Annotated in this window: 11 protein-coding genes and 2 tRNA genes; 7 read left to right on the forward strand and 6 right to left on the reverse strand. The window is 73.3% G+C overall.

The genetic code is table 11. The features are described 5' to 3' along the window. Positions 1 to 22 precede the first annotated feature (22 nt). A tRNA-Lys gene (locus ACIOJE_RS16990) sits at positions 23 to 96 on the reverse strand. Between the two features lie 180 nt (positions 97 to 276). Between ACIOJE_RS16990 and ACIOJE_RS16995 the strand changes: the two genes are divergently transcribed. Continuing rightward, a complete protein-coding gene (locus ACIOJE_RS16995; protein WP_400777033.1) occupies positions 277 to 1,062 on the forward strand; it encodes a DUF998 domain-containing protein in 786 nt (261 codons plus the stop codon). Beyond that, the gene (locus tag ACIOJE_RS17000; RefSeq protein ID WP_400776956.1) at positions 1,059 to 1,940 is read left to right on the forward strand and encodes an alpha/beta fold hydrolase; all 882 of its coding nucleotides are present in this window, start codon (positions 1,059 to 1,061) and stop codon (positions 1,938 to 1,940) included. Before ACIOJE_RS16995 ends, ACIOJE_RS17000 begins: the two co-directional genes overlap by 4 nt. Positions 1,941 to 2,089: 149 nt before the next feature. Here ACIOJE_RS17000 and ACIOJE_RS17005 read toward each other — a convergent pair. From ACIOJE_RS17005 to ACIOJE_RS17020, 4 genes are all read right to left on the reverse strand, one after another. Further along, positions 2,090 to 2,163, reverse strand: a tRNA-Lys gene (locus ACIOJE_RS17005). Positions 2,164 to 2,252: 89 nt separating this feature from the next. Continuing rightward, positions 2,253 to 4,352, reverse strand: a complete 2,100-nt coding sequence (locus tag ACIOJE_RS17010) for a dipeptide ABC transporter ATP-binding protein (protein WP_400776958.1) — start codon at positions 4,350 to 4,352, stop codon at positions 2,253 to 2,255. Continuing rightward, the gene (locus ACIOJE_RS17015) at positions 4,349 to 5,278 is read right to left on the reverse strand and encodes an ABC transporter permease (RefSeq protein ID WP_400776960.1); all 930 of its coding nucleotides are present in this window, start codon (positions 5,276 to 5,278) and stop codon (positions 4,349 to 4,351) included. The genes ACIOJE_RS17010 and ACIOJE_RS17015 overlap by 4 nt, the downstream gene beginning before the upstream one ends. 16 nt (positions 5,279 to 5,294) lie before the next feature. Continuing rightward, positions 5,295 to 6,275, reverse strand: coding sequence for an ABC transporter permease (locus ACIOJE_RS17020; RefSeq protein ID WP_400776961.1), 981 nt, complete (start codon positions 6,273 to 6,275; stop codon positions 5,295 to 5,297). A 358-nt stretch (positions 6,276 to 6,633) separates the two neighbouring features. Here ACIOJE_RS17020 and ACIOJE_RS17025 point away from each other — a divergent pair, with 358 nt between their 5' ends. Next, a complete protein-coding gene (locus tag ACIOJE_RS17025) occupies positions 6,634 to 8,337 on the forward strand; it encodes an ABC transporter family substrate-binding protein (protein ID WP_400776963.1) in 1,704 nt (567 codons plus the stop codon). A 409-nt stretch (positions 8,338 to 8,746) separates the two neighbouring features. After that, positions 8,747 to 8,905, forward strand: a complete 159-nt coding sequence (locus tag ACIOJE_RS17030; RefSeq protein ID WP_400776965.1) for a hypothetical protein — start codon at positions 8,747 to 8,749, stop codon at positions 8,903 to 8,905. 60 nt (positions 8,906 to 8,965) lie between these two features. On the opposite strand, the gene ACIOJE_RS17035 is transcribed toward ACIOJE_RS17030, so the two are convergent. Continuing rightward, positions 8,966 to 9,940, reverse strand: a complete 975-nt coding sequence (locus ACIOJE_RS17035; RefSeq protein ID WP_400776967.1) for a LysR family transcriptional regulator — start codon at positions 9,938 to 9,940, stop codon at positions 8,966 to 8,968. 262 nt (positions 9,941 to 10,202) lie between these two features. Here ACIOJE_RS17035 and snpA (ACIOJE_RS17040) point away from each other — a divergent pair, with 262 nt between their 5' ends. From snpA (ACIOJE_RS17040) to ACIOJE_RS17050, 3 genes are all read left to right on the forward strand, one after another. Next, the gene (gene snpA / locus ACIOJE_RS17040; protein ID WP_400776969.1) at positions 10,203 to 10,847 is read left to right on the forward strand and encodes a snapalysin; all 645 of its coding nucleotides are present in this window, start codon (positions 10,203 to 10,205) and stop codon (positions 10,845 to 10,847) included. Between the two features lie 318 nt (positions 10,848 to 11,165). Continuing rightward, the gene (gene snpA / locus ACIOJE_RS17045; protein ID WP_280679874.1) at positions 11,166 to 11,789 is read left to right on the forward strand and encodes a snapalysin; all 624 of its coding nucleotides are present in this window, start codon (positions 11,166 to 11,168) and stop codon (positions 11,787 to 11,789) included. Between the two features lie 244 nt (positions 11,790 to 12,033). After that, entirely contained in the window at positions 12,034 to 12,693 is a 660-nt protein-coding gene (locus tag ACIOJE_RS17050; protein ID WP_280679872.1) for a pentapeptide repeat-containing protein, read from the forward strand. The last annotated feature ends 178 nt before the right edge of the window (positions 12,694 to 12,871 follow it).

The raw sequence follows: 12,871 nt of genomic DNA on the forward strand, positions 1-12,871 counted from the left end.
CGAGAGGCTCCCCAAATGTCTGTGCGCCGCCAGGGACTCGAACCCCGGACCCGCTGATTAAGAGTCAGCTGCTCTAACCAACTGAGCTAGCGGCGCCTGCTGACCTGGAAAACAATACACGGTTCCGGCGGATGCCTCGAACCGCCTGGAGGTGCCCGCCGCAGGGGCGTCCGTTTTCTCCCGGTTGGGGCGCAGTTCGCCGCCGGTTAGGGTGGAACCGTGCCCAGCCCCCAGCCCGGACACCCGAACGCGCGGAAGGCGGTCGCCGCGCTGCTGATGCTCAGCGCCGTGGCGTACACCGCCTGGGTGCTGGAGGTCGTGCTGAGCACCGGACTCGACCCGGTGCAGGCGTACATCAGCGAACTCGCCGCCGAGGACCAGCCGCTGGGTGGCCTGTTCCGCGCCACCGACCTGGTCGCCGGGCTCTGCGTGCTCGCCGCCGCCGGCACCGCCCTCGCCACCGGACAAACCAGGCGAACCGGTCAGACCCGACGGGCCGGGCAGGCCAGCCGGAGCGGGCCGCGCGCCGCCGGGCGCCGCGCCGGGCGCCGGTGGGCGGTGGCCGGCTGGTCCGCCCTCGCCCTGTTCGGCGCCGCGACCGCCGCCGACTCCCGGTTGCCGCTCAGCTGCGCCCCCACCAGCGACGAGATGTGCGCCGCCCGCGAGACCGCCGGGCTCGTCCCCGCGACCCACACCGCGCACGCCGTCACCAGCAGCCTCGCCATGCTCGGTGCGCTCACCGGACTGGCCGTGCTCACCGTCGCCGCCCGCCGGTACGGCTGGTGGCCGCCGGTGGGCCGGGTCGGGCCCTGGCTGCTCGGCGCCGAACTGCTCGCCACCGGCTGGAGCCTGGCCGCGATCGCCGCCTTCGAGGCCGGGCGCGGCACCTGGGCGCTCGGGGCCGGTCAGCGGCTCCAGGTGCTGCTGGTGGCGCTCTGGCTGGCCGTCCTGGCGCTCGGCGTGGTCCGGGCGGACGGTGCACCGCAGGGGGCGCCGCCCGGCGCACCGCCGCAGCGGGAGTCCCGGCCGGCCGACCGGGCCCCGGGCCGGGAGTCGGCATGACCGCGCCCGGCGACCCCCGCGCCCGGGCGCGTTTCCTGCGCGTCGACGGCGTCCCGCTGCACGTCCGGACCGAGGGGAGCGGCCCGGTCTGCCTGCTCACCGGGGGTCTCGGCGGCAGCTGGTTCGACTGGGACCTGGTCGTCCCCTTCCTCACGCCCTACCGCACCGTGGTCCGCTTCGACCGGCCCGGCCACGGGCTGAGCGCCCCCGAGCCCGCCACCGGGCAGCCGGCCCCGACGGTGGCCGGCGAGGTCGAGCGGATCCGCGCGGTGCTGGACGGCCTCGGGCTGCGCGGGCGCTGCACCGTCGTCGGCCACTCGCTCGGCGGCTTCCACGCCGAGGCCTTCGCCCGGCTGCACCCCGACCGGGCCGCCGGGCTGGTCCTGGTCGACAGCAGCGTCGAACCGGCGGCCCGGCCGTACCCGGCCCCCGGTGCGCGCGACCTGGCGGCCCGGGCGCTCGCGGGCGCTGCCACCGCCGTCGCCGTGCCCTACCTGTTCGGCCCGGCCGCCCGCCGGCTGGCGGCCCGGTTGTCCACCGTCCGTCGGGAGGACCTCGCCCCGGCGCCGCTGGTCCGGCACTGCTACCGCACCGGGCGGGCCCTGCGCGCCCTGCTCCGGGAGAACGTGCGCTACCTCGACATGGCCGCCGAACTGGACGGGCTGCGGCGTACCTTGCCGCTGCCCGACGGCCTGCCGATCACCGTGCTGGCCGCCGACGACGGCTGCCGGACCCGTCGCACCGAGGACTGGCTGGCCGGGCAGCGGGAGCTCGCGGCACTGCTCGGGGCCGACTACCGCACCACCGCCCCGGCCGGGCACCTGGTGATGTTCGACCGCCCGGACGCGGTGGCCTCCGCCGTCCTCGACACCCGCTGACGGTCCGGGGGCCGGGTGGATCGGGACTGGGTGGATCGGGACCGGGTCAGGCCGGGGCCGGGCGTCGTGCGCGGCCCCGGGGCACGTGCGCCCGGCCCGGAAACGCCTCAGGCCGCCCACCGGAGTGGACGGCCTGAGACCTTGCCATGTGCGCCGCCAGGGACTCGAACCCCGGACCCGCTGATTAAGAGTCAGCTGCTCTAACCAACTGAGCTAGCGGCGCCTGCTGACCCGGAAGACTTTACACGGCGCCGGGCCGATCCGCCGAATCGCTTCCGAGTGGTCACTGAACGTGACGATGGGGCGGGTCGGCTACGACTCCGGGTAGTGGCAGGCCGCCTGGTGGTCCTGCGCCGGGGTGTCGCCGACGAGTGCCGGCCGCTCCTGCTCGCACCGCGTCCGGGCGGCCGGATCGGCGAGGCCGGCGTACACCGGGCAGCGGGTGCGGAAGGGGCAGCCGGTGTGGCGCTCGGTGGGGGAGGGCGGGTCGCCGGCGAGCAGGATGCGGTCGCGGGCGCGCTCGGCGGCGGGGTCGGGCAACGGGACGGCGGAGAGCAGCGCGCGGGTGTACGGGTGCCGGGGCCGGTCGAAGACGGCGGAGACCTCGCCCTGTTCGACCGTCCGCCCGAGGTACATGACGCTGACCCGGTCGGCGAGGTGCCGGATCACCGAGAGGTCGTGCGAGACGAACAGGTAGGAGAGGCCGAGTTCGGCCTTGAGCGCCTGCAGCAGGTTGAGCACCCCGGCCTGGATGGAGACGTCCAGGGCGGAGACGGGTTCGTCCAGGACCAGCAGTTTCGGCCGTACGGCCAGGGCCCGGGCGATGGAGACGCGCTGGCGCTGCCCGCCGGAGAACTGGTGCGGGTAGCGGGCGGCGTGGTCCGGGTCGAGGCCGACCTGGCGCAGCAGTTCGGGCACCCGGCGGGCGATCTCCTCGCGGGCGGCGTGCTGGGCGCGCAGCGGTTCGGCGACGATGTCGCCGATCGGCATCCGCGGGTCGAGGCTGGCCATCGGATCCTGGAAGACGATCTGCAGCTCGGCGCGCAGCCGGTGCGCCTCGGCGCGGGAGAGCGCGGCGGTGTCGTGGCCGAGCAGTTCGATCCGGCCGGTCTCGGGGGCGGCGAGGTTCAGCAGCTCGAACAGCGTGGTGGACTTGCCGGAGCCGGACTCCCCGACCAGGCCGAGGGTTTCGCCCTCCCTGAGGTCCAGGTCGACGCCGTCCACCGCGTAGACCTCGCCGACCTTGCGCTTGAACACCGTGCCTTTGAGGAGCGGAAACGTCTTTCCGAGGCCGCTCACCGCCAGCACCGGCGCTCGCGAGCCCCGGTCCCCCGACCCGGCCACCGAGGCCCGGTCGCCCGATCCGGCCACCGAGCCCACCGCAGCCGGCAGCTCCGGCACCGGGAAGACCTCGGCCGGTGCGGGCCGCCGCTCGGCCAGCTCCGCCGACCGCACGCAGGCCGCCAGGTGCCCCTCGTCCCCGGCCAGTTCGGGCTCCGCCGCCGAGCAGCGGTCCTCCGCCAGCGGGCAGCGGGCGGCGAACGGGCAGCCGGTCGGCAGGTCGGCCATCGGTGCGGGGGCGCCGGGGATCGGGACGAGCGGGCCGCCGCGCCCGTCCAGCCGGGGCACCGCGCCGATCAGGCCGAGCGTGTACGGGTGGCGCGGGGCCGCGAACAGCTCGTCCACCCCGGCCGTCTCGACCACCCGCCCCGCGTACATCACCGCGACCCGGTCGGCCATCCCGGCGATCACCCCGAGGTCGTGGCTGACCAGGACGAGGGCCGCGCCGGTCTCCCGCTGCGCGGTGCGCAGCACGTCCAGCACCTGGGCCTGGATGGTGACGTCCAGCGCGGTGGTGGGTTCGTCGGCGAGCAGGATGTCGGGGTCGTTGGCGATCGCCATGGCGATCATCGCGCGCTGGCGCATGCCGCCGGAGAACTCGTGCGGGAAGCTGTCCAGCGCCCGCTCGGGTGCCGGGATGCCCACCAAGTCGAGGAGTTCGGCGGCCCGCCGGCGGGCGGCGGCCTTGTCGACCGGCTGGTGGATGCGGACCGCCTCGGCGATCTGGTCGCCGATCCGGTAGACCGGGGTGAAGGCGGACAGCGGGTCCTGGAAGACCATGGCGACCCGGCGGCCGCGGATCGCGGCGAGTTCCTTCCCGGGCAGCCCGACCAGTTCCCGTCCGTCCAGCCGCACCGAGCCGTGCAGGCTCGCCGTGTGCGGCAGCAGCCCGAGCACGGACAGCGCGGTGACGGACTTGCCGGAGCCGGACTCGCCGACGATGCCGAGGGTCTCGCCCCGCCGCACGGTCAGGTCCACCCCGCGCACGGCGGGGACGGGGCCGTGCGGCCCGGCGAAGTCCACCCGCAGGTCGCGGACGGCGAGCAGGGGGGTCTCGACGGTGGTGGTCACGGCTTCTTCCTCCGGGCGGAGCGGCGGCGGCGCGGGCCCCCGGCGGTGGGGTCGAGGGCGTCGCGCAGCCCGTCGCCGATCAGGTTGACGGCGAGGACGAACAGCACCAGCAGTCCGGCGGCGAAGTAGAACAGCCAGGGGAACACCGGGGCCTCGCTGGTCCCGGCGGCGAGCAGGGTGCCGAGCGAGACGTCCGGGGCCTTGACGCCGAAGCCGAAGTAGGAGAGCGCGGTCTCGCTCATCACGGCGCCGCCGACCGCGATGGTGGCGTCGATGATCAGGAAGGAGGCGACGTTCGGCAGGATGTGCCGGGTGATGATCCGCAGCGGCCGCACCCCCATGAACCGTGCGGCGCGGACGAATTCGCGCTCGCGCAGGGAGATGGTCATCGAGCGGACCACCCGGGCGGTGATCATCCAGTTGAACAGGGCGAGCAGCAGCACGAAGGCGATCCAGCCGGTGCTCTTCAGCCGGGGCGAGACGATGGTGATGATCAGGAAGCTGGGGAAGACCAGCAGCAGGTCCACCAGGAACATCAGCGCCCGGTCGGTCCAGCCGCCGAAGTAGCCGGCGCAGGCGCCGACCAGGGAGGCCAGCACGGTGGAGAACAGCGCCACCAGCAGGCCGATGACCAGCGACTTCTGCAGGCCGCGGACGGTCTGCGCGAAGACGTCCTGGCCGATCCCGTTGGTGCCGAACCAGTGCTCGGCGGACGGCGGTTGGTGCAGCGCGCCGAAGTCGGGGGTGGCGTAGTCCCAGGGCGTCAGGTACGGCCCGCCGAAGGCGAGCGCGAACAGCAGCAGGACGAGCACGGCTCCGGCGACGGCCCCGCGGGCGGCGAGCAGCCGGGTGAGGACGATCCGGCCCCGGCCGGTGGTGCGGGGTGCGGCGGGCGGGGCGGTCGGCTCCGCGGCGACGGTGGTCACGTCAGTTCACCTCCGGTCAGGACCGCACGCGCGGGTCGAGGGCGGCGTGCAGGGTGTCGGCGAGGAAGCCGGAGGCGAGGACGACGACGGCGGTGAACAGGTTGACCGCGACGACCGAGTTGACGTCCTGTTCGTTGATCGACTGGATCAGCCACTCGCCCATGCCGTGCCAGCCGAAGATCGTCTCGGTGAAGATCGCGCCGGTGAAGATGCCCAGGAAGCTGTAGGCGAACATGGTCGACATCGGGATCACGGCGGTCCGCAGCCCGTGTTTGACCAGCGCCCGGCGGCGGGTGAGCCCCTTGGCCTCGGCGGTGCGCAGGTAGTCCGAGCCGAGCACGTCGAGCATGGTGCCGCGCTGGTAGCGGCTGTAGGTGGCGAGGCCGCCGAGCGCGAGCGAGATGGTGGGCAGCAGCAGGTGCAGCGCCCAGTCGGCGAGGTGGGCGCCGAGGCCGCCGGTCAGCCCGGGGGTCTCGTAGCCGGTGAACGGGATGACGTCGTGGCCGGCCGCGTCCTTGGCGGCGATGGCGCCGTTCTTGAGGAACAGCGCGACCAGGAAGACCGGGGTGGAGAGCAGGACGAAGGAGAGCACGGTGAGCAGCCGGTCGGAGATCCGGTACTGGCGGACGGCGCTCCAGGCCCCGGCGGCGACGCCGAGGACGATGCCGAGCAGGCTGCCGATCAGCAGCAGCCGCAGCGAGACCCAGACCCGGCGGCCGAAGTCGTCGGTGACCGGGGTGTCGTGGATGGTCCGGCCGAGGTCGCCGTGGACCAGCCCGCCGGCCCAGTGGCCGAAGCGCTCGACGACCGGGGTGCGGTCGTTCAGGTTGAGCGCGGTGAGCTGGCGCTCGACCGACTCGGCGGCCGGGCGGGGGACCTTGGCGTCGAAGTAGGTGCGCGGCTGCAGGGCGGTCGCGGATATCGCGTACGCCAGGAACACGGCGGCGATCAGCAGCACCGCGTAGTAGCTCAGGCGCTTCGCCAGGTAACGGAGCATCAACGGCCGCCCGGGGTGGGGGTGGGGCCGACGCGTCTGGTGGGCATCGGGTGGTGGCCTTCGGTCGGGGCCCGGTCAGGGCTTCGTGGCGGCGGTTCGGGCGGCGGTTCGGCGGCAGGGGGGCGAAGCGGTTCGGGAAAGCGCAGGTCAGAGTCTTGCACCGGCGCGCGGCCGGGGTGTTGCGGCAGTGTTGCCGTGTGTGACTTTTGGATCAGGCGTGCGTTCCTCCCCCTGGTGGTCGGTCTGATCCGCTGTTACGTTCGGCTGGCCGGTGCCGAATTGGCTGCCCATGATCAAGCCCCGCCACACCTAGCGCGGCGCAACTCCCGTTCAGAAGATCTCACCAGGGGGACCCCCAATGGACGCTTCCACCACGGCCCGCCGTCTCGGCCGGGCGACCGCCCTCGCCGTGGCCGCCGCGCTGGCGGTCACCGCGTGCACCTCGGGCGGGGGTGGATCGGCCGACAACGTGGCCAAGAGCGAGCCGCCCAGACAGGACTCCCAGGACATCAACGCCAAGCCGCTGGACCAGGTCAAGGACGGCGGCGAGGTGCGCTTGCCGCTGTACCAGTGGATCACCCAGTGGAACCCGTTGCAGGTGGACGGCACCTACGGCGACGCGGTCTCGATCATGCGCGCGCTGGAGCCGTCGCTCTTCAACACCGACCCCTCCGGCACCTTCCAGCCGAACACCGACTTCCTGCTGGAGGCCAAGGTCACCTCGACCTCGCCGCAGGTGGTCACGTACAAGCTCAACCCCAAGGCCAAGTGGTCGGACGGCAAGCAGCTCGGCTACCTGGACTTCAAGGCCGACTGGCAGGCCAGCAACGGCAAGGACCCGGCGTACAACATCTCCGACCCCTCCGGATACGAGCAGATCTCCGCGGTCGAGCAGGGCGCGGACCCGACCGAGGTCAAGGTCACCTTCTCGGAGCCGTACGCGGACTGGCAGAACCTGTTCCGCCCGCTGATCCCGGCGGCCGGCATCGCCACCCCGGACGACTTCAACAAGGGCTGGGTGGAGAAGATCCCGATCACCTCGGGCGCGTTCAAGGTCGGCGTGGCGGACAAGACCGCGCAGACCCTCACCCTCGTCCCGGACCCGGCCTGGTGGGGCACCAGGGCGAAGGCGGACAAGATCACCTTCCGGGTGATGTCCCAGTCGGCGACCACCCAGGCCTACCTCAACAACGAGATCGACCTGGCCACGGCCGGCACCGCCGCCGCGTACGGGCAGCTCAAGGACGCCAAGGACACCGTGATCCGCAGCGCCAGCCCGTGGGACGAGGTGCACATCTCCTTCGGCCGGGGCGGCGCGCTGGCGGACCAGAAGGTCCGTCAGGCGCTCGGAAAGGCGCTCGACCGCTCCTCGCTGATCAAGATCGCCAACAACGGCGTGCCGGTCCAGTTCAAGCCGCTCGGCAACCACATCCTGATGCCCAACCAGGCCGGCTACCAGGACAACTCCGGTGAGTGGGCCACCTTCGACCTGGCCGCCGCCAAGAAGCTGCTGGACGACGCGGGTTGGAAGGAGGCGGGCAGCGGTCAGCCGCGCACCAAGGACGGTCAGTCGCTGGAACTGCACTGGGTGATCAACGAGGCCACCCCGCAGACCCAGATCGACCTGTCCACCGCCGCCGCGGCGATGTGGCAGGCGGCCGGGGTCAAGGTCAGCCTGGACAAGGTGGCCGCCAACGACTTCTTCACCAAGTACGTCAACCCGGGTAAGTTCGAGATCGCGAGCTGGCGCAACACCGACTCCTTCCCGCTTTCCAAGAGCCTGACCAACTTCCGCCTGCCGATCGGCGACAACACCTTCAACAACCCGTCGGGCCTGGGCAGTCAGGAGATCGACGACCTGCTGAAGAAGGCGGCCGGGACGATCGACCCGGTGGCGGCCGCGAAGCTCTACAACCAGGCCGACGCGAAGATCTGGGAGCTCGGCCACACCGTCGAGCTCTACCAGCGGCCGACCGTGGTGGCGACTCGCAAGGGCCTCGCCAACTACGGCGCCTTCGGCCTCGCCGGGGAGGACTACACCAAGGCCGGCTGGGAGAAGTAGCCCCCGCCGCGGACGCGGCGAGACCGACCGCACGGCAGGCGCTGGCGAGCAGCGCGGTGATCACGAGGCCGGTGGTACGGACGCGGGAAGGTCGGCTCTGCCGCCCCCGCTGTCCTGCCACCGGCCTTGACCTTCCGCGTTGCCCGCAGGCCGCCCGTGTCGTGGGGCCCCGCAGGACCCGCGCTCGCTTCCAACCGGGGACGAATCTAGCGGGGTGATCCGGCCGGTCGCGGCGCAGCGCGCGGGGCGCGCCCGGAAACCCGCCGCGCTGTCACCCACTTCGCGCACCGGAGCGTCAACTACGGCTGACGGCAAGGAGAAAACGGGCAAAAGGCGCGATTTCCGTCGGGGTCGTGGACCGCCGAGCCTGCCGCGCCGGTGCGTGCGCCGGGCCCGGGCCGCTGCCAGGATGCGCGGGACCGCGACCGTCACCGTGCCCACCGCGCTCTACCTGTTCACGGTCTGGCTGCTGCACTCCCGGCACACCAAGACCGGCGTGCCGGCGGCGGGCCTGGTCCGCGCGCTGACCGTCGTGGTGGGCCTGCTGCTGCACGCCTGGGAGGGCTGAGGCGGGCGCGTTCGGGAGGGGGCTGAGGCGGGCCGCCCGAGCCTGGGCGTCCGGCCGGGTTCAGGCGCACTCCAGCAGGACCGGTTCGTGCCGGGCCAGCCAGGCCAGGTAGGCCGGGTTGACCTTGGCCAGATCCAGGTAGGCGGCGCGCAGTTCGCCGTACAGCGCGTCCAGGGCGGGCGCGCTGAGCGCGCGCGGCCGCCAGGTGAACAGCAGCCGGACGGCCAGCGGGTCCCCGTGCACCGGGCGCACCACCGTGCCGGGCCCGGGCGCGGAGGTCGGCTGGCAGGGGCGGACGGCCTCGCCGGAGGCGACCAGTTCGGCGGCGGTGGCGTTGTCCCGCACCTGCACCACCCGGGGGTTGAGCCCGGCCTCGCTGAACACCCGGCGCATCGCCGCGTACTCGTGGTCGGCGGTCGGGTCGACCATCCAGGTGTCCTCGGCGAGGTCGGCCAGGTGGACGACCGGCCGGGCGGCGGCCGGGTGCCCGGCGGCGAGCGCGACGAACTGCGGTTCGCGGGCCATCAGCACCCGGTGCTCGGCGTCCGGCGGGACCCGCAGCGGGAAGCCCTCGCTCTCGTAGACGAAGGCCACGTCCAGCTGGTCGGCGGCGACCATCCGCAGCAGCGCGCTGGCCGAGATGTCGACGTGGATGGTGGTGTCGGTGTCCGGCAGCCGCTCGTGCACCCGGCGCAGCCAGGCGGCGACCGCCCGGCTGCCGACGCTGCCGATCCGCAGCCGCCGCTGCCGCCCGGGGCCGGCCGCGTCGCGGGCCTCCTGGCGGGCGGCGGCCACCAGGGCGGCCATCTCGGCGATCACCGGCCGGGCCCGGGACAGCACCGAGTGGCCGAGCGCGGTGGGCCGGCTGCCGGTCCGCTCGCGGGTGAACAGGGCGCCGCCGATGGCCCGTTCGATGCGGTGCAGCTGGGTGGTGAGCGAGGGCTGGGTCATGCCGAGCTGGAGCGCGGCCTTGCGGAGGCTGCCGGTGTCGGCGACCGCGCACAGCACCCGGAGGTGTCTCACGTCGAGCTCCACGTCGGGAGCATAGACGCCACCCACCCGTGTCGCCAAGGACATGACAGACCAAAGGGCGGCAGGAGGACGCGCGGCGGGCCCCACTGGTATGCGGCGGGGCTATCGCCGGTTGACATCATCCGCCGCGAGCCCGGGCGGGTCGAAGCTCGGGGGCAGCGAATCCGCCCCGGTCCCCACCGGGGCGGCCCCCACCGTTGCCGTCGCCGTGCCCGGCCCCCACCGGCCCCGGCGGTTCGGCGTACCGCGAATTCGGAGCCCCCACATGAAGCGATCCGTGCTGTCCGCCGCCCTCGGCCTGGCCCTCGCGGCCGGCCTCGCGACCCTGCCCGCCACGGCCGTCGCCGCGCCCGCCGCGCCCGCGGTCCAGGGCTACACCGCCTCGGCCTACGCCGGTTCGGCCGCCGAGGCCGCGAACAACCAGGCCTTCTTCCAGGCCGTGATGGCCTCGGCCAGGGCCAAGCAGGCCGCCAACCCGTGGCTGCAGACCGTCACCGTCACCTACGACACCGCCAACGCGCCCTCCTTCACCAGCCAGATATCCCAGGCCGCGCAGATCTGGAACGGCTCGGTGAGCAGCGTCCAGCTCCAGGAGAGCGGCGGCACCGGCGACTTCTCGTACTACGAGGGCAACGACAGCCGCGGTTCGTACGCCAGCACCGACGGCCACGGCCACGGCTACGTCTTCCTCGACTACCAGCAGAACCAGCAGTACAGCTCGCTCCGCGTCACCGCGCACGAGACCGGCCACGTGCTCGGCCTGCCCGACGACTACTCCGGCCCGTGCAGCGAGCTGATGTCCGGCGGCGGCCCCGGCCCGTCCTGCACCAACCCCTACCCCGACAGCTCCGAGCGCAGCCAGGTCGACAGCCTCTGGGCGAACGGCCTGGCGACCGCGAACCGACCGTAGCTCCGGTGGAGTTGCCGATTCCCACGGGGTGCGGCGGGCCGCCCGGCCGGAATCGGGCGGCCCGCCGCTTCGGTAACTTCCCCGACCGGAGCCTAGCCGCCGGTGGAACGGAATGCCAGGGGCACGCACGAGTCAAGACGGGTTAAAGACATCTCAAACCCCTTTGCCGGAAGGGGTATTGATCGAGGCTATCGCGGGTTGACATCATCCGCGCGCCCGCCGGGCTGCCCGAAGCTCTGGGGACATCACCCGTTGACCAGGTGTCCCCCCGGGCCGGCCCCCAACCGGCCACGGCACCACAGGAATCGGAGCCCCCACATGAAGCGATCCGTGCTGTCCGCCGCCCTCGGCCTGGCCCTCGCGGCCGGCCTCGCCGTGCTGCCCACCACCGCCGCGGCCGCCGCCACCCCCGCGCCGGCCGTTCAGGGCTACACCGCCTCGACGTACGCCGGTTCGGCTGCCGAGGCCGCGAACAACCAGGCGTTCTTCCAGGCCGTGATGGCCTCGGCGAAGGCCAAGCAGGCCGCCAACCCGAACCTGGCCACCGTCGTCGTCACCTACGACGCCAGTTCGGCGCCGACCTTCCGCAACCAGATATCCCAGGCCGCGCAGATCTGGAACAGCTCGGTCGGCAACGTCCAGCTGCGGTCCGGCTCGGGCGGCGACTTCGCGTACTACGAGGGCAACGACAGCCGCGGTTCGTACGCCAGCACCGACGGCCACGGGCGCGGCTACGTCTTCCTCGACTACCAGCAGAACCGGCAGTACAACTCGGTGCGGGTGACCGCGCACGAGACCGGGCACGTGCTCGGCCTGCCGGACCACTACTCCGGCCCGTGCAGCGAGCTGATGTCCGGCGGCGGCCCCGGCACCTCCTGCACCAACCCGTACCCGAACAGCACCGAGCGCAGCCGGGTCAACTCCCTCTGGGCGCGGGGCTGATCCTGCTGAGGCCGATCCTGCGGGGCTGAGCCTCCTGCGAGGCTGATCCCGCGCGGCCGATCGTGCGCGTCGCCCCGGCCCGGCCGCCGTCCGCAGCGGCCGGGCCGGGGCGCCCGTGCGTCGCCGTCCGGCGGGGCGCCGTTCTGCGCGCGCCGTCCGGCGGGTCGCCCTGCGGCCGGTTGTCGGTGCCGCGTGCGAGCATGCGGGCGAGACCAGCCCGTTCCGACCGTGAGGTGCCACCGCCATGCCGCGTTCCGTCCCCGACCAGCTCACCGACCTGCCGTACGCGGAGTTGCTGCGCCCGCACACCGGGCGGCTGCGCAGCGACGACCGGTACGACACCGCGCACTTCGACGGCGGCGAGTACACCGACGAGTCGGCGGCCGGGGCGGCCTTCCTGGAGTGCGCCTTCACCGGGGTCGCGCTCAGCGGGGTCAAGCTGCGCCAGGCCCGGTTCAACGAGGTCTGGGTGCAGGCCGGCCGCTGGGTGGCCTGCGACCTGAGCGACTCCGAGTGGCAGGACAGCGCCTTCCTGGGCGGGGTGCTGGCCGGGGTGGCCGCGCACGGTTCGGCGCTGCGCCGGGTGGTGTTCCGCGGCTGCAAGCTGGAGGCGGTCAACCTGCGGGCCGCGGTCCTGCGGGACGTGGTCTTCGAGGACTGCCTGCTGCGCGACGTGGACTTCGGCGACGCGAAGCTGACCGAGGTCTCCTTCCCCGGTTCGACGCTGGAGGAGGTCCGGCTGCGCGGCGCCACCCTGAGCAAGACCGATCTGCGCGGGGCCGCCCGGCTCGGCCTGGCGGACGGCCACCTGGGCCTGCGCGGGGCGGTCATCAGCTCCACCCAGCTGCTGGAGCTGGCACCGCAGTTCGCCCACGCGCTGGGGATCACCGTGTCGGACCGCTGACCACCTCGGGCCGTTGACCACCTCGGTCTCTCCGCAACGGCTCAGCCCCCCGTTCGTCCGGGCGTCGCTCGGTGACGCCCGGACGAACACCGGTGACCCTCCGACGAACAGTCCGCCAATCCTGGTGCACGCATCTGGTGGCCCACTCGCCCGAGGTGGAGACTTCTCCGCGATCGAT

This window comes from Kitasatospora sp. NPDC087861, assembly GCF_044742585.1.
In the GTDB taxonomy this organism is placed as follows: Bacteria; Actinomycetota; Actinomycetes; order Streptomycetales; family Streptomycetaceae; genus Kitasatospora.

Coding starts and splice junctions, on each gene's coding strand:
- ACIOJE_RS16995 (WP_400777033.1), top strand. CDS start 277: ATGCTCAGCGCCGTGGCGTACACCGCCTGGGTGCTGGAGGTCGTGCTG.
- ACIOJE_RS17000 (WP_400776956.1), top strand. CDS start 1,059: ATGACCGCGCCCGGCGACCCCCGCGCCCGGGCGCGTTTCCTGCGCGTC.
- ACIOJE_RS17020 (WP_400776961.1), bottom strand. CDS start 6,275: ATGCTCCGTTACCTGGCGAAGCGCCTGAGCTACTACGCGGTGCTGCTG.
- ACIOJE_RS17025 (WP_400776963.1), top strand. CDS start 6,634: ATGGACGCTTCCACCACGGCCCGCCGTCTCGGCCGGGCGACCGCCCTC.
- ACIOJE_RS17030 (WP_400776965.1), top strand. CDS start 8,747: ATGCGCGGGACCGCGACCGTCACCGTGCCCACCGCGCTCTACCTGTTC.
- snpA (WP_400776969.1), top strand. CDS start 10,203: ATGAAGCGATCCGTGCTGTCCGCCGCCCTCGGCCTGGCCCTCGCGGCC.
- snpA (WP_280679874.1), top strand. CDS start 11,166: ATGAAGCGATCCGTGCTGTCCGCCGCCCTCGGCCTGGCCCTCGCGGCC.
- ACIOJE_RS17050 (WP_280679872.1), top strand. CDS start 12,034: ATGCCGCGTTCCGTCCCCGACCAGCTCACCGACCTGCCGTACGCGGAG.